Source organism: Anaeromicrobium sediminis (assembly GCF_002270055.1).
Classification (GTDB): domain Bacteria; phylum Bacillota; class Clostridia; order Peptostreptococcales; family Thermotaleaceae; genus Anaeromicrobium; species Anaeromicrobium sediminis.
In genome coordinates this window covers 174,059-191,452 of record NZ_NIBG01000006.1, presented here as the reverse complement: position 1 = coordinate 191,452, position 17,394 = coordinate 174,059, and the positions used below count along the sequence as shown (strand labels likewise).

Genomic DNA, 17,394 nt, shown 5'->3' with positions numbered 1-17,394 from the left:
CTTCTTTTTGATAATGATTATCATTATCATCTATAATTTACCATATTATCTAATATTTGTAAACATTTTCTTGTTAACTATGTCATTTCTTAGTTTTCTATGTGTATTTATTAGAAAACTTCCCATTATTTATAGGTTAAAATATTATAATTTTCTTGCATATAAAAAATGGTTAAGAGATTATCTTAACCATTAAACTTCTTCAATATTAGTACCGTGTTATGTCCTCCAAATCCAAAGGAATTACACATGACATAATCCATATATTTTTTTCTACTTTCATTTTTTACATAATCTAAATCACATTCTTCATCATAAACTTCATGCCCAACAGTAGGATGTATACACCCTTCCTCCATTCCTTTAATGGAAGCTATAACCTCAACAGCTCCTGCTCCTCCTAATAAATGGCCTATCATAGATTTTGTAGAACTTATAGGAATGTTAGATGAATTTTCTTTAAATACTTCCTTTATGGAGTGGGTTTCTATCTTATCATTATATGGAGTAGAAGTTCCATGGGCATTAATATAATCAATTTGCTCTGGACTTATATTACCATCTATCAAGGCTAGTTCCATACTTCTAATGATTTCTTTTCCGCTTTTTTCAGGAGCCGTTAAATGATGAGCATCACAAGTAGTTCCGTACCCTACCACTTCTCCATATATATGAGCACCACGGCTTATGGCATGATCAAGGTTTTCCATAATGAGCATTCCTGCTCCTTCTCCCATTACAAAACCTTCTCTCTCTTTATCAAAGGGAATGGAAGCACGTTTTGGGTCATTACTTAAAGATAGGGCATTTAAATTAGTAAAACCACCCATCATAAGGGGATTTATACAACTCTCACTTCCTCCGGCCATAACTACATCCATATATCCATGCTTTATGATCCTATAAGCATCTCCTATGGCATTAGCAGATGCTGCACAGGCTGTTATGACTGTATTTACCATACCATTAATCCCAAATTCGATAGCCAGGTTTCCCGATAATATATTTGGAATAAATTTAGGAACTAACAGAGGAGATATCATATTACTTCCGCCATTTAAGAAGTTTTCGTGTTCTTCTAATATGGTATTCATCCCCCCTACACCTGTGCCAACCATAATTCCCATTCTACTTTTATCCACATTTTCGTCATTTAGACCTGAGTCCCTATAAGCTTCCCTTGCTGCTATAATGCCTAATTTAGAATATCTATCTAATCTTCTACTTATTTTTCTCTTAAAATGATCTGTTTCATTTAAATTTTTAATTTCTGCTGCTACCTTTACTTTAAAGTTAGAAGGATCAAAGGATTTTATATGATCAATACCGCAAATTCCATCTTTGCAACTTTTCCAAAATTCTTCAACATTATTTCCTATGGGAGTTATAGCCCCAAGTCCCGTAATAACTACTCTTTTATTCATAGTTCCTCCTATGCTGCTAGTTTTTCAACATATTCTACAATATTTCCAACCGTATCAAATTCCTCAAAGACCTCATCATCTATCTCTATAGAATATTTATTTTCTAAGGCCAACACTATTTGTGACATATCTAATGAATCCGCATCCATTTCATCATATAGATGTGAACCTAACTCTATTTCATTCATTGGTATATCCATTATTTCATTTATTATTTTCTTAAGTTCTTCAAAAACCATAATGACCTCCAAAATTTATGTATTTTATTTGAATTATATATTATTTTGAGACAATTGTAAACTTGTCAGTTGAAATAAGTTTACAATTAATATAATATAACTATATAGATAACATTTAACTTATCAAAATTAGGAGTTGGAGTATGGATAAAATAAAAGAAAAACTAGAAAATATCAAATCTAAAGGATTATATCGAAATTTTAAATATCTCCAGTCTTGCCAGAAGAGTAGAGTTACCATAGATGGAAGCGAAATATTATTATTAGGTTCTAACAATTACTTAGGTCTATCAGATAATCTTCTTTTAAAGGAAGCTTCTAAAAATGCCATAGATAAATATGGCTTAGGAGCAGGTGGCTCTCGTCTCACCACAGGTACTTATGATTTAAACAAAAAATTAGAAGAAAAAATAGCTTCATTTAAAAATACAGAATCAGCCCTAACTTTTAGCACGGGGTATATGGCAAATGCGGGAGTAATATCTTCCCTTTGTGATAGAAAATGGGTAATATTCTCTGACAAATTAAATCATGCAAGCATTATAGATGGTTGTACCTTAAGTGGTGCAAAGCTTGTAAGATATAAGCATTGTCATATGGATGATTTAAGAAATAAAATAGAGATTCATAAGGGTGAATATAATCTTATTGTTACAGATGGAGTCTTTAGCATGGATGGAGATTTAGCACCACTTGATGAAATTGCATCTATAGGTAAAGAACATAATATATTAACCATGGTAGATGATGCCCATGGATTAGGAGTATTAGGTAAAAACGGTAGTGGGACTCCATCTCACTTTAATGTATCTAGTGAAATAGATATTCATGTGGGTACCTTGAGTAAGGCCATCCCATCCATAGGAGGATATGTGGCTGGAAAAAAACATATTATTGATTATATAAAGAACTCAGCAAGAAGCTTTATATTTTCAACGGGTCTTCCTCCAGTGAATTTAGCCACAGCCTTAGAATCTATAGATATAGTAAAAAATTCAGATGAAAAGCGAAAACATCTTTTAAACCTAGTTTCTTGGTTCAAAGAAAACTTAATCCAGTTAGGATTTCAAGTTCCAAATACATGTACACCTATTATCCCCATAATAATCGGTGATCCAAATATATGTACTAAATTTAGTGAGTATTTATTAGAAGAAGGCATATACGTAAATGCCATCCGCCCGCCTACAGTACCAAAAAACACTAGTAGACTTAGAATATCTCTAATGGCAACTCATACTTATGAAGATTTAGAATATGTTATTGATAAATTAAAATATTATGGAAATAAATTAAATATAATTTAGGAGAATCTATGAAAAAAGATTTATTAATATTATCTGGCTGGGCATCTAATGAAATACTATTTCATAATTTAATTCATTTACTTAGTAAGGACTACAATGTAACCTTAATGGACTGGAATCATATAAAAGATATATCTTTTATAGAAAAGTCAGCTATGGATTTTTTTAAGGCTAAGGATAAAGTACATATAATAGGTTGGTCTTTAGGAAGTTTAGTGGCTCTAAAGCTATTAATGTGTAGTCCTAATAAAATAGATAAGTTCACACTTATTAGCGGTTTTAGTAGATTTACATCTTCTACAGATTATAAAATAGGTTGGAGCAAACGTATCGTAAAGAACATGATAAAGGAAATGGACAATGATCACACCATTATATTGAAGCAGTTTTATGAAAATATGTTTTCTCCTAGTGAACATGAATTTTATAATATATTCTTAAAAAATATAAATATTTTAAATTTTCATAGGGAATCTCTACATTTAGGATTAGAATATTTGATGGATAGGGATTTTAGAGAAGGTTTAAGTAAAATAAAGCATCATGTGACTTTAATTCACGGTACTGATGATTTAATAGCGCCTATTACTTCTTCGTTTTACCTAAATGACCATATAAAATGTTCCACCCTATACGCCTTAAAAAATGCAGGGCACGCACCCTTTTATACAAATCCAGTGGAAGTTTTTAAAATAATTAAAGAGGAAGATGACAATGATTAATAAGGATAAATTAAAGAGAAGATTTTCTAGAGGAGCTAGGGAATACGACAAATATGCAAATGTACAAAAGATCATGGGCGATAAATTAGTAAATCTAATAGATAACAAGAAGGTTCACTCTATTTTAGAAATTGGCTGTGGTACTGGATATGTTACTAAAAAGCTAGTTAATGATTTTCCTAATGGATCTATTACAGCCCTAGATTTAGCTCCTGGCATGATAGAATATGCACAGGAAAGAGTAAACTCTAATAAAGTAAATTTCATATGCGGTGATATTGAGTCTATGGATTTAGAAGGTAAATACGATTTAATAATCTCTAATGCCACCTTTCAATGGTTTAATAATTTAAAAGAAACGGTAGATAAATTACATGACCTATTAACTCCCCATGGAATAATACTATTTTCTACCTTTGGAGAAGAAACCTTCTTTGAATTAAAGGAAACTTTCTTAAAGGCTAGTACTGAATTAAAAATAGACCCCATATTACCAAGTCAGAGCTTCTTTTCTAAAGAGGGATTAGAAAAGGAACTAAATAGAAATCTACAAATAGTAGAGTCCAATGAAGTGGAATATTTTAATGATTGTAATGAATTTTTCTTGTCCATAAAAAAGATTGGAGCCAATAATAGCTCTTCTAATAGAAAAAAGCCTAACCCTACTTTTATACAGAAGGTTATGGACATATATAACGAAGACTATCGAGTAGATGATAAAGTAAAGACCACATATCATGTTATATGGGCTAAGTTAAATAAGTAATATGTATATTAATAAAAATACTACTTCCTCTCTCTCTAAGATTAGAAGTAGTATTTTTACTTTCATAATTATTTATGTGTCAGTATAACTTTTCATTGCTTTCTTGCCTTTTTAACTCTGTTCTGCATTGCTTAATTCCGCCTTATTTAGTCTTGTTTTTAATTTTTTCAATTCATATTTCTCATAATACTTCATTTCTTCTTTTAATGATATAAACAGTGAATAGCACATAATTAATACTAGAACACCAAAGGGTAACCCAGTAATTATAACGGCCCCTTGTAATGTATTCAATGCTTTCGTTCCACCTAGTACTAAAACGGAAGCTGCAATAAGACCTTCCATTACTGCCCAAAATACTCTTTGTGTTTTAGGAGAATCTAATTTTCCTCCACTAGTTAAATTATCTACCACTAAAGAACCTGAATCACTACTTGTAACAAAGAAAAGTATAATAGCAACCATTCCTACAAATGATATGATTCCTTGTAAAGCCTTTGAGCTTACAAAATTTGCAATCATTTCAAATAAGGCCGTAGAAATATTTGTATTAACTGCTTTCACTATGACACCATCATTTACACCATTAAGAAAAACAGCTGTAGCGCCTAAAATTGTCATAGCAAAGAAGATAACAAGGGAAGAACAGAAAATAGTTCCTATTCCTATTTCTCTAATGGTTCTACCTTTAGATATCCTTGCAATAAACATACCTACAAATGGAGTCCATGCAATCCACCAAGCCCAGTAAAATATAGTCCAACCACCTTGCCATGCTATATCAGCCTTATCCATTCCTATAAAAAGTGAAATATTAACAAAATCCGATATATAAGAGCCAAGACTATTAGAGTATGTTGATAATATAAAAGAGGTAGGCCCTAATACTAGAATTCCAAATAAAAATATACCTGTTATATAAAAGTTAGCTTCACTAAGTAATTTAACTCCCTTTGAAATACCGCTCACTACAGATAAAGTTGCAATAAATGTAATACAAACAATCAATATAATTTGCACTTGGTAACTTATAGGTATTCCAAAAATATAATTTAGTCCTGAATTAATTTGCTGAGCTCCTAGACCTAAAGAGGTTGCCAACCCAAACAAAACTGATAGTACTGCTAATGTATCAACAATATCTCCCCATATTCCAAATATTTTTTCCTTTAAAATAGGATAAAACAAACTTCTTAGAGAAAGGGGTAAGTTTTTATTATATGCAAAATATCCTAGGGCAATGGCAACTATACTATATACAGCCCACGCATTAAATCCCCAATGTAAATACATAATCTTAAAAGCATCTGTAATTGGATTATCTCCTGAAAGAGCCTTTGGTAGTGACTGCATATGATAAATAGGTTCTGCAACACCAAAGAAAAAGATTCCAATTCCAATCCCTGCACTAAATAGCATAGAGTACCATGCAAAATTAGAAAACTCAGGTTTAGCCTTTGGTCCCCCCAATTTAACCTTACCAAATTTAGAAAAGGACAAATATATAGTAAATATTAATGCAAAATTAATTGTAAATACAAAGAACCAATTATATTTAGTGTTTATATAGTCTTTAATTCCATTAAACACCTCTGCCGATTCATTTGGCTTAGCTATAGTAAATACAATAAACCCTAAAACCAACACTGCAGATACAATAGATACGAATAAATTCATATCTAATCCATATTTTGTGAAATTTCTGTTGTGTAACTTTTTACTTAAATCAATATTATTCATTTTGCCTCCTTATTGTAACTATTTTAATATATGTATAAACAACCTGTGAGTATGTTGTTTATTCACCTATATTAAACCGCCACATTCTTTATATACAACTGACACTCATTCTTAGTATAAGGATATAAATCTCCTTATTGCCAATACTAGATCATGAATATTCTTTGAAAATTAAAATAGCACTCTAACTCATATCATAAAGATAAGAGTTAGAGTGCTTAAGTTTCGCATAAAATACTCACATTATACCATTAATATAGTATAGTTCATTACCTATAAAATAGATCCTGAACAAGCCCCAGTTCTTTAATTTACTGATTTTCAAAATTACTTTTGCCTATATATGTGAATTTGTACAAAATCTGCATAACTTAAGAAATTTTAGCATATCTTGCCTTATTCACAGGCTACTAGAAATTTTTACTTCTCTCATTTGTATTTAGATATAATCATAGCACATATTGGCATACTTCGCAAGTATACAATCATTTTACTTAATTATTCAAAAATTATATCCCTCCTAATTTATTGCACAGTTTTAGCTGTTTCTTCCACATCACCATAATAATTTAAACCAACTAGACTTTCATTAGCTATTTTGGTATAGCTACGTGCTAATTGTGTTTCTTCACGTGTAGTTCATACTCTATTTCCATTTCCCACTATATAATATAAAAAAATGTGGCTAATTTTAGCCACATCTTTTAACATCTATTTCTTTAATTTAAAAGAACTCTTTAAAGCTACTATTCTAATAAATACTAATTTTTCATCAGTACTATATTTATAGTCCACATTAAAGTATCCATTTCAAAAGAATTGAAACTTATCTTTGGCCTTAGCTTTAGCATATACTCTGACTGGCATTATTCTGGAAGATAATCTTCACTCCATTTCAATCCAATAACTTTGTCTTCCACCATTTCATCTATTTCTTTTTCTATATATCCTAATCTTTTTAAAATTTCCACTGTACTTTGCCCATATTTTTGAGATGGAACCATAGGATTTATTGTAGCTTCTTTCGGCCTTACTGCACATGGAGCTGATAAATATACTCTACTTCCACATGGATGATTGTTATATTTTACAAACTGATACGTAGGCTCTTCATAATATGCAATACCATTTTCATCAAAGGAATAATCCCTTCTTAATTCTGTTAAAGACCCTAACCGACCAGCACCAATGCCAACTTCTGAAAGTTTTCCTACCCAATAATCAACCCTTTGAGATTTAAAGATATTTGATAAAAATTCTATTCTTTCTTCTTCATTCATTCTTTTAACGCCTTTAATTTCTTCAATTTTTTCCAGTTCATGAATCTTATCTTCTCCGCAGCGTAAAAAAAACCATTTGTCCTCAGCTTCATAACATCTTATTAGAGAATTCCAACCTTTAACTTCTCTTCCACTTGGCTCATTGAAAGGTTCTCGTCCTTCATAATCATACATAAAAGGTACTTGTATTAACTGTCCTGCACTTGCTAAAGATGCATGAGCCATTTCCGCTACACCTGTTTTTCTTAATTTGTAAAGGGCAACCATTGTAGCAAAAGCAGCACAATGTCCACAAAGTACATCTATAGTTCCCATATGTGCATGTTCTTCTGGAGTATCCATTCCACCACCAAATCTAGACATAACTCCTGTTGACGCTTGTAATAAATCGTCATATCCAGGATAATGGGTTTTAGGACCTTCCATTGGTCCACTATAAGCATCTACTTTTACTAAAATTGTTTTTGGATTAATCCTTTTTACAGTTTCAAAATCTATTCCTAGTTTTTCAAATTGTTCATCTCTTCCGTTATAAGTTATTACATCTGCCCTTTTTATAAGTTTATCTAAAATCTCTTGACCTTTTTCAGTTTTTACATTTGTAAGCATACTTTTTTTACTTTGCTGAGTAAGAATTCCTATAGCAATTGTATTCCAAGGGTCAAAAGTTGGCTTCACAGCATCAAGTTTTATTACTTCCGCTCCAAATCTCACTAAAGTTCCTGCAACCATAGGTCCCGCTATAACATTTGTCATATCTAAAACATTTAAACCTTCTAACCAACCTTCCTTAGGATGATTTTTATTACTTTGTATAGGTTTTACATCTTCTAAACTTTTTAAAATTTCATCTCTATTGCCATCTAATTTTGGCGGCAATTCTCCTGTTCCACAAAGTTCTTTACTACTGTCTACCCATCCAATTGGTCCAATTTGTCTTACTAATCCCCGTTCAGGATGATTAACTTCATGTATTAATCCTGATTTTATCGCATGTTCAGAATTTATCCATTCTTTAGTTGTTCTGTGAGCCCCCAATGGACAACCAGCTTCCCCAAAAATCTTTTCCCATTCAAGGCTAGTTTTTTCCGAAAATTTTTCTTTCATCTTTGGTGCTATCCATTCAGCCCATTTCCTTGATAAAGGATATAATCCTAACGCACAATCTACTCCTTTTGGCCACTCATTTGTTGGTAAATACCAATCACCTAATTCTGGAAATCCAGCTTCCATAGCTTCATCATATAAAGATAATAGTTTTAAGGCTGTATGAGAATGTGTTATTTGAGATGCACAAACAAGATATACTGGTCTACCATCTTTACAAAAATATGATCTGTAAAATGGATCTAAAAATTCTTGTAAATCATCGAATTCCATATCCATAGGTCTACCTTCTGCTCGCCTTTTATTAATTTCTAATTCTCTAGGTGAACAATATCTATCTGGATAGTTTTCTACTAGCATAGAATTGTAAGCTAGGCCTTCTGTTAGGGCTGTTGCAATAGGAACCTCTATATAATCTCCTATTTCGTGGGCTTCTCTTGCAAATAAAGCCCCTGAAGCTGCCATAGCCGCAAATACACTTGCATATGCAGAAGAAAGTGTAAGTGAAGTAAAGGAAGGATTTATTCCCATTAGAACTCTATTAAGTCCCATATCTGTAAATTGTCCCGATACTGCTGCAATAACTTCTTCCCATGCTTTTAAATTTATAAATTCCTCATCCTTTGAAGAAAATCCAGGAATAGACACATATATTAATTTGTCATTTAATTTTTTTGTTTCTTCGTAAGAAAGGCCTAGTCTTTCCATAACTCCTAATCCAAAATTTTCTATTAATACATCCGCCGTCATTATTAATTTTTTTGCTATTTCCAAATCACTTTCATCTTTTAAATTAAGTGCAATACTTTTTTTCCTTCTATTTAATGCATCAATTATTGGATTATCCCATTTGTTGCCTGTTTTATAATCAATTCGTATAACCTCTGCTCCTTGATCTCCCAACATCATTGCCGCTGTAGGTCCCGCCACATATTGTCCAAAATCAAGAACTCTAAGTCCTTCAAAAGGAGCTTTTTCCTGTAAACTTTTATTCATATCAAATTCCTCCTTCTCAACTTTTCAAGAAACTATTTTGATTCTAAGTTTTCATTTTTTAAAATCTATTTTTTTCTCTTAAGTTTATAATTCCTTTTTCTTGGTCAGCTTTTACCATTTTTATAAATGATATTGCCGCTAATATAATTACAAAACTTACAGGTAATCCTAATGCTATTGATAAAGTTTGAAGAGGTTGTAATGGTGAACCAATCATTATAAACCCTAAAGGTATTAGTCCCAGTGAAAATGCCCAAAAAAGTCTTAACCATCTTAAAGGCTCCCCATCTTTATCTAATTTCAGTTGGGAACAAGAGGCTAAAATGTATGAAGTAGAGTCATATGTTGTTGCTAAAAATATAGTTGTAAGTAAACCTACAATAAATACAATTAATTTTCCAACAGGGAGACTTTCCATTATTGCCACAATAGTTGTAGGAGTACCTTCATTTGCCAAAGATGCCATTACATCTAATTTTCCGGTTACCTGTAAAGATAATCCATAATTCCCTAAGATTGTAAAAAACATAAAGCAACCTAAACTTCCCCACAATATAGTTCCTAGAAGCATTTGTCTAATAGTTCTTCCTCTAGAAATTCTAGCAAAAAACATGCCTTGGAAAGGGGCAAAAGACATCCACCAAGCCCAATAAAAGACTGTCCAGCCTTGAGGAAATCCACTATTTCCTACAGGGTCAAGCCAAGTACTCATTCTCATGAAATTTTGTGCAACATATCCTATAACAGTTGTGCCCATATTTATAAGGAAAAACGTATCTCCAACGAATAAAACAAATAATAAAAGAACAAAAGTTAAAATTACATTGATATCACTAAGAACTTTTATCCCTTTTTTCAAACCTAAGTAAGCGCTTACTCCAAAAATCGCCGTTACACAAAATAAAACTGCAATTTTAACAAATAAAGTTTCTTCAATTCCAAAAACACTATGAAGACAAGCTGTTACTAAAGGGGTTCCAAGTCCCAAAGAAGTTGCAACACCACCAATTAATCCAAAAATAAAAGCTATATCTATAACTTTTCCTAAAATTCCATCAGCTTTATTACCAATTGCACCTCTACAAGCTTCACTTAATTTAAGAACATTTCCTTTTCGCACATAAAGAATGTATCCAACAGCACAACTTGTAACTGCATAAATTGCCCACGCAGAAGGTCCCCAATGAAAAGGTCCATAAGATGCTGCAATTTCTGCTGCTTGCCAAGTTCCAAATTCAGCACCTAAAGGTGGCGCAGCATAATAACTAGCCCACTCAATAATTCCCCAATAAACTACTCCGCCACCAACACCAGCACAAAAAAGCATGGCAACCCACGAAAAAGTTCTAAATTCAGGTTTTGAGTCTTTATCCCCAAGAATAATATCTCCGTATCTACTAAAAGAAATATACAGAACAAAAGTAATACTGGCTAATCCAAACCACAGAAAATAAAAACCATAATTGTAAGTTATGTAAGCATGAATAGAATTTACAATCTCAGCACTTTTATCTGGATTTACTATTATTGGAATTGCAATTAATAATAAAATTGCTAATGCACCAAAAAATATGTGTTTATCTAATTTCCCCTCTAAATTAGAATTCATTTCTTTTTTTACCTTTTCACTCATAAGTTGATCCCCCTTTACTATTAAAACTGTGACAACCATTTTCTCTATTCCTAAAATAATTTTTTTACATATATCACTCCTTTTTTAGTTTTTTAAACTCCTTTTTATGACTATTAATATTGCAAAATATATGCCAATAAAGTTCTTTGGAAAATTCAAGAAAAAGAATATTATTTTATTCTATTTTGACTATTTAGTCATTTTTGAATAAATTGTGTATTCAATTTTGACTTAATTATAAGTATAAGTTATAATTTCAACAAGAGGAGGGTTGGAATAATATGAATTATTTGGAAAATATTTACGGAATAAATTATGACGAATTTTTGAATTTAGTAGACAATTTTTATGAAGCAGTTTGGATATACGATAATAATTATACAATAATTTATACAAATAGTGCTACTGAGCGAAATTTTGGTAAGTTAGCAAAAAGTTATATTGGAAAAAATGATTTAGAAGAATTTTATGAAAAAGACTGGGATCCAAGACTTCTTCCCCTTGTTTATAAAAATAAATCTACATATATTTCAAGACAAAATACTCCTACAAATTCAACTATACAAATAGCAACTCCCATATTTGATATTTATAATAATATAAAGTATGTAATTTTAAATGTTCGTCACCTCCTTGATAATTCTGATTTTCACATTCCTTCAAGTAATGCTATAGAACTTAATGACGTGGATACAAATGTATCTGATTCTATTTTTTTTAATAGCACTTCCATGTCTAATATGATGAAGCTAGTTCAAAAAATTTGTAGAATTGATGCAACTGTACTTATAACAGGAGAAAGTGGTACAGGAAAAACTATGCTTGCAAAATATATACATAATATAAGCGAAAGAAAATCTGAAAATTTTGTTAGCATTAATTGCGCAAGCCTTCCAGAGAATTTAATTGAAAGTCAATTGTTCGGTTATACAAAAGGGGCTTTTACCGGGGCGGTAGCCACAGGAAAAACAGGACTTTTTAAACAAGCTCACAAGGGTACAATTTTTTTAGATGAAATAAGTGAGTTATCCTATGGTTCCCAAGCAAAGTTACTTCACGTACTTCAAAGTAAAGAATTTACTCCAATTGGGGCAAGCTCTCCTGAAAAAGTTGATGTAAGAATAATAACCGCTACAAATATTGATTTAAAGAAAATGGTGGAGATTGGAAGGTTTAGAGAGGATTTATATTATAGATTAAATGTTTTTGAAGTTTCTATTCCTCCTTTGCGAGAAAGAGGTAATGATATAGAAGCTTTAATATATCATTTTTTACATGAATAAAATAATAAATATGGATTGGAACATGATTTTTCTAAAGAGGCCCTAGATATTCTATGCAAATATCCTTGGAAGGGAAATGTTAGGGAACTTAAACATGTTATAGAAAGACTTGTAGTAATAGTAGATGTTTTCATAATAGACGTGGAACATTTACCAAAGACTCTTTTTTCCATAACTCCTGTTTTAAAAAAGGACGAAACAGAATTTGATTTTAAAAATAAAAATTTTAAAGAGTATTTGGAAGAGTATGAGGAGAAATTAATAAAATCTGCATATTCAAAATATAAAACTTCCGTCTCCGTTTCAAAAAATATTGGAATTAGTCAATCTAAAGCATACAGATTAATTAGAAGATATATTAAAGAATAAATAATCGATGTATTTAAAATATGAAATTAAAAAAATGACCTATAGGTCATTTTTTTAATTCTTCACACTTATATCTATAAAATCAAATTTCGTCACATCAAATAGTCCCACATCCGTAAGCTTTAGCTCTGGAATTACAGGAAGTGCAAGAAATGCCAATGTCATAAATGGATCAATATCTTTATTTACACCCATACCATAGGCTATTTTTAACATTTCCTTAAGTTGGAGACTTACTTCGTCCAAAGCTTTATCAGATATTAAGCCTCCTATAGGAAGAGGTAATGATTTTAAGACCTTTCCTTTGGAACAAATTGTAATTCCACCACCTATTTCTCCTAGTTCTTTAATTGCCAAAAGAATATCCTCATCGTTATCACCAACCACAATAAGATTATGTGAATCATGGGCAACAGTTGAAGCTATAGCGCCATCTTTAAGATTAAAGTTCTCAACAAGGCCAAGACCAATATTACCCGTACCCTTATGTCTTTCAACAACTACTAGCTTTAAAATATCAAGCATGTGGTTGTATTTAAAGTAACTATCTTCTGTATCTACCTTTCTAACAACCTTCTGAGTTACTAGGCTGTGGGGAATCAATCTCATTACATTGACAATGCCACTACTAAGTTTTATTTTTAACATATCCTTATCTATCTGCTTTAGATTTACAGTATTCATTATTTTTGAATCCTTCTTAGATTTAACCTTGAATAATGATTTACCATTTTTAGCAACTATCTTACCATTTTTTAAAACTTTTTCTATGTTAAATTTTTTAATGTCATCTATAACTATTAAGTCTGCCATATAGCCTGGAGCAACGGCTCCTCTATCATATAATCTATAACATTCAGCTGCATTTAATGATGCAACCTTAATTGCAGAAATTGGATCAATTCCATTCTTTATAGCTAACCTAATGTTATTATCAATATGTCCGTCATTTAATATATCTTCTGGATGCCTATCATCTGTACAAAAAAGTATTCTTCTAAGGTTAGCCTTAGTTATTCCTTTTGTTAATACCTCTAGATTTCTTGCGGCAGAACCTTCCCTGACTAAGACATACATACCTAATCTAATTCTATTTTCCATTTCTTCTATAGTAGTACACTCATGCTCTGTTTTTATTCCTGAGGTTACATAAGCATTTAGATCTTTTCCATCAATACCTGGGCCATGTCCGTCCTTCATTTTATTTCCAGCTATTTTTATCTTTTGCAAAACCTCTTCATTTCCGCCTATTATAGCAGGGTAATCCATTAATTCCCCTAAACCTAGTACTCTATCTATGTGAATCATTTTCTCAAGTTCTTTAGCCGAAAGCTTTGCACCTGAATTTTCAAATGCAGTAGATGGCACACATGAAGGAAGCATGACAAATACATCCAAAGGAATATCCTTGCTCTCCTCCAAAATATACTCTATTCCATCTAACCCACACACATTAGCAATTTCATGGGGATCAGCTATTATGCTTGTGGTTCCATGGGGAACTATTGCTTTTGCAAATTGACCAGGTGTTACCATTGATGATTCAATATGAACGTGTCCATCTATAAGGCCAGGAGCCACATATTTACCATTTAGGTCCACTTCCTCTTTTCCAGAATACTCTCCTATTGCTGCTATTCGTTCATTACTTATTGCTATATCACCTTCAATTATTCTTTCAGAAAACACATCCACAATTTTCGCATTTTTTAAGACTAAATCCGCCGCTCTCCTTCCAGCTGCAATATCTATTCTCTTTTTTATGTCATCTGTCAAATTCATCACTACCTTTCTTTAAGAGCCTTTAAAATTTTCTCAGGAGTAGCGGGTAAATCTCTTATTCTAACTCCAACTGCATCATATATTCCATTTAAGATTGCTGGAGCTACAGGTATGATAACGGGTTCTCCAATTCCTTTTGCCCCATAGGGGGCAGTTGATTCGGGATCTTCAATAATAATTTTCTCTATCTCTGGTATATCAAGGCTTGTAGGTATAATATATCTTGAAAACTTATTATTTTTAATCCTTCCATTCTTAAGACCTAAATCTTCAAATAAAGCATAGCTCACTCCCATGGCAAATCCCCCATCTATCTGCCCTTCTACCATGGAGGGATTTATTGCCTTTCCCACATCATGAGCACATACTGCCTTGATAATATCAACCTTTCCAGTTTCTGTATCAACTTCTACCTCCACACCGTAACAATTAAAAGTATAGGGCCAATATGGCGCCCCCTGTCCCGATTCAGCATCCATTTCAGTTGTTTGAGCAACAAAACGCTCTGTTACTTTTAGTTTTTTACCCTTATTTTTAAGATTCTCAGCTATTTTCTTAAAGCTTATTCTCTTTTCAGGAAACATTTTCAAAAAAACAACATTATCCTCAACCTCTAAACCTATAGGTGAATTTAGCTTTAACTCGTTCTTAACTATTTCAAAAAGTTTACTCTTAAAAGATTCCATTCCTAATTTCACAGCATTTCCCGTATTGTAGGTTTGTCTGCTAGCAGCAGCAGTACCAGAATCCGGAGTTTTACTACTGTCTTCATTAATAAGCATAATATCATTAATATTAAGATTTAAAACCTCAGCTCCTATTTGACACAAAATCGTTTTGACTCCTTGCCCTACTTCAGAAGCTCCAACAGAAATAGATATTCTTCCATCATCTTCTAATCCAATTATAGCTACTGAAACATCTGGGAATCCGTTGCCATAGCCTGTGCCATAAAATGATGCTGCAATTCCTCTACCCCTTTTCTTCATATTACCCCATCTCGCTTTCGTTAAATGACATTTGTTTTGCAACAGTTTCTATACATCTTTCAAGGGGAACACTCTCGATAAGTACCTGTCCAGTTGCAGTTGTACTATTATTTCTAAAACAATTCTTAAGTCTCATTTCTATAGGACTTATACCTAGTTTTTCTGCTAATATATCCATTTGCTGCTCACAGGCTACGGGAGTCTGTGTAGCTCCAAAGCCCCTCATTGCTCCGCAAAAGGGATTATTTGTATAAACAGCATAGCTATCAATTTTAACGTTAGGAATTTCATAGGGGCCTGTTGCATGAACTCCCGCTTTTCTAAGTACATTAACTGCCCACGAAGCATATGCCCCTGTATCGCCAACTATTTCAGCCTCCATAGCTACCAATTTTCCTTTGTTATCAGCACCAGTTTTAAATTTCATGTAAAGTGGATGTCTTTTAGAATGAGCATAAAAAGATTCTTCTCTAGAATAGTCAACTTTAATTGGTCTTTTGGTAAGAAGGGTTCCTAAAGCAATATGTATCTGCATTGTTATATCTTCTCGCCCACCAAAGGCTCCACCTACAGCGGGGTTTATTATCCTTATCTTTTCTTTAGGCAATCCTAAGGCTTCAGCTATTTCAATCTGATCAAAATGAGGATATTGAGTAGCTGCACATATTACAACGGTTTCATCATCCTCTAAATAAGCTAAACCGCTTTCAATTTGCAAAAATACATGGTCTACCATAGAGGTTTTGTATTCATTTTCTACTATTACATCACATTTCTCAAACCCATCCTCTATATCTCCCTTTCTACATTTATAGTGATAAATCACATTACTATCCCCATGTATTTTAGGAGAATTTCCTTTCATAGCCTCCCTAGGGTCAAATACAGTAGGTAGCTTCTCATACTCTACTTTTATACGTTTTTTTGCTTCGATGGCTATATTTTTACTTTCGGCAATTATAAAGGCCAGAGGATCACCGATTCTTCTCACTTTATTCTTACAAAATACCTCATGGTCTTTAAAATATACTCCATGATGATTCTCTCCTGTAATATCTTCATGGGTCAATATCTTTACTACTCCATGTAAATTTTGTGCCTCACTCAGGTCTAATGAAAAATATGCATGGGGCTCCGTTGATCTAACTGTAACTCCATAAAGCATATCCTCCATATATAAATCTCCTGGATATGTTGCTTTTCCAAGTATCTTTTGTTTTCCATCTACTCTGACTAGATTCTTTCCTATATTCCTAAAATCACTCACGGGCTTCACTTCCTTCCTCTTGCATGAACTCAGAAGCCCTTTCAATGGAATCTATAATTTTTTCATATCCCGTACATCTACATAAATTGCCTGAAATAGCCTCTCTTATTTCCTCCCTCTTAGGTGTGCTATTTGTATCAAGAAAAGCCTTTGCCGATAAAACCATTCCTGGTATACAATACCCACACTGTACAGCACCTTGCTCTAGAAATGCCCTTTGTATAGGGTGTAAATTGTTTTCATCTCCTAGTCCTTCTATAGTTGTAATCCTTTTACCATGTACCTGAGCTACTAAAAGTAAGCATGAGTTAACACTTTTCCCATCTAGTATTACCGTACAAGCTCCACATTCACCCTCACCACAACCTTCTTTTGTTCCTGTTAGATGTAATTTATCCCTCAGTAAATCTATCAGTCTTAAATCGTCCTCCACTTCAAGCCTATAGTCCTCACCGTTAATATTTACCTCTATATTAATCATGGAATCACC

The 17,394-nt window shown here is 32.4% G+C and carries 14 protein-coding genes; 5 read left to right on the top strand and 9 right to left on the bottom strand.

Annotated elements, in window-relative coordinates; all coding sequences use genetic code 11:
- Positions 1–185 precede the first annotated feature (185 nt).
- Together fabF and CCE28_RS09275 are read right to left on the bottom strand one after the other, a co-directional pair.
- The gene (gene fabF, locus CCE28_RS09280) at positions 186–1,424 is read right to left on the bottom strand and encodes a beta-ketoacyl-ACP synthase II (RefSeq protein ID WP_095133235.1); all 1,239 of its coding nucleotides are present in this window, start codon (positions 1,422–1,424) and stop codon (positions 186–188) included.
- 8 nt (positions 1,425–1,432) lie between these two features.
- Positions 1,433–1,663 carry an acyl carrier protein gene (locus CCE28_RS09275; RefSeq protein WP_242972942.1) on the bottom strand — a complete coding sequence of 77 codons (231 nt, stop codon included), beginning with the start codon at positions 1,661–1,663 and terminating at the stop codon, positions 1,433–1,435.
- A gap of 143 nt (positions 1,664–1,806) precedes the next feature.
- Here CCE28_RS09275 and bioF point away from each other — a divergent pair, with 143 nt between their 5' ends.
- From bioF to bioC, 3 genes are read left to right on the top strand one after another with little or no spacing between them, the layout of a single operon-like run.
- Entirely contained in the window at positions 1,807–2,970 is a 1,164-nt protein-coding gene (gene bioF / locus CCE28_RS09270; RefSeq protein ID WP_095133233.1) for an 8-amino-7-oxononanoate synthase, read from the top strand.
- An 8-nt stretch (positions 2,971–2,978) separates the two neighbouring features.
- On the top strand, positions 2,979–3,692 hold the full coding sequence (locus CCE28_RS09265; RefSeq protein WP_095133231.1) for an alpha/beta fold hydrolase: 714 nt from the start codon (positions 2,979–2,981) through the stop codon (positions 3,690–3,692).
- Positions 3,685–4,458 carry a malonyl-ACP O-methyltransferase BioC gene (bioC, locus tag CCE28_RS09260; RefSeq protein WP_095133229.1) on the top strand — a complete coding sequence of 258 codons (774 nt, stop codon included), beginning with the start codon at positions 3,685–3,687 and terminating at the stop codon, positions 4,456–4,458. The genes CCE28_RS09265 and bioC overlap by 8 nt, the downstream gene beginning before the upstream one ends.
- Before the next feature lie 111 nt (positions 4,459–4,569).
- Here bioC and CCE28_RS09255 read toward each other — a convergent pair whose 3' ends face one another.
- The 3 genes from CCE28_RS09255 to CCE28_RS09245 all read right to left on the bottom strand — a co-directional run bounded on the left by CCE28_RS09255 (position 4,570) and on the right by CCE28_RS09245 (position 11,214).
- Positions 4,570–6,198 carry a BCCT family transporter gene (locus CCE28_RS09255; RefSeq protein ID WP_095133227.1) on the bottom strand — a complete coding sequence of 543 codons (1,629 nt, stop codon included), beginning with the start codon at positions 6,196–6,198 and terminating at the stop codon, positions 4,570–4,572.
- A gap of 866 nt (positions 6,199–7,064) precedes the next feature.
- Positions 7,065–9,581, bottom strand: a complete 2,517-nt coding sequence (locus CCE28_RS09250) for a CoA transferase (RefSeq protein ID WP_095133226.1) — start codon at positions 9,579–9,581, stop codon at positions 7,065–7,067.
- Positions 9,582–9,639: 58 nt separating this feature from the next.
- A complete protein-coding gene (locus CCE28_RS09245; RefSeq protein ID WP_176461745.1) occupies positions 9,640–11,214 on the bottom strand; it encodes a BCCT family transporter in 1,575 nt (524 codons plus the stop codon).
- A gap of 281 nt (positions 11,215–11,495) precedes the next feature.
- On the opposite strand from CCE28_RS09245, the gene CCE28_RS09240 reads away from it, so the two are divergent.
- Both CCE28_RS09240 and CCE28_RS09235 read left to right on the top strand, forming a co-directional pair.
- Positions 11,496–12,497, top strand: a complete 1,002-nt coding sequence (locus tag CCE28_RS09240; protein WP_095133222.1) for a sigma-54 interaction domain-containing protein — start codon at positions 11,496–11,498, stop codon at positions 12,495–12,497.
- A 15-nt stretch (positions 12,498–12,512) separates the two neighbouring features.
- Positions 12,513–12,866, top strand: a complete 354-nt coding sequence (locus CCE28_RS09235; protein ID WP_095133220.1) for an AAA-type ATPase lid domain-containing protein — start codon at positions 12,513–12,515, stop codon at positions 12,864–12,866.
- 54 nt (positions 12,867–12,920) lie between these two features.
- On the opposite strand, the gene ade is transcribed toward CCE28_RS09235, so the two are convergent.
- The 4 genes from ade to CCE28_RS09215 are packed head-to-tail and all read right to left on the bottom strand — an operon-like array spanning position 12,921 to position 17,385.
- On the bottom strand, positions 12,921–14,642 hold the full coding sequence (ade, locus tag CCE28_RS09230; RefSeq protein ID WP_242972941.1) for an adenine deaminase: 1,722 nt from the start codon (positions 14,640–14,642) through the stop codon (positions 12,921–12,923).
- Positions 14,643–14,650: 8 nt separating this feature from the next.
- Positions 14,651–15,637, bottom strand: a complete 987-nt coding sequence (locus tag CCE28_RS22750; RefSeq protein ID WP_095133216.1) for a xanthine dehydrogenase family protein molybdopterin-binding subunit — start codon at positions 15,635–15,637, stop codon at positions 14,651–14,653.
- Between the two features lies 1 nt (position 15,638).
- A complete protein-coding gene (locus tag CCE28_RS22745) occupies positions 15,639–16,904 on the bottom strand; it encodes a xanthine dehydrogenase family protein molybdopterin-binding subunit (protein WP_095133212.1) in 1,266 nt (421 codons plus the stop codon).
- The gene (locus CCE28_RS09215; protein WP_095133210.1) at positions 16,897–17,385 is read right to left on the bottom strand and encodes a (2Fe-2S)-binding protein; all 489 of its coding nucleotides are present in this window, start codon (positions 17,383–17,385) and stop codon (positions 16,897–16,899) included. Before CCE28_RS09215 ends, CCE28_RS22745 begins: the two co-directional genes overlap by 8 nt.
- Between the last annotated feature and the right edge of the window lie 9 nt (positions 17,386–17,394).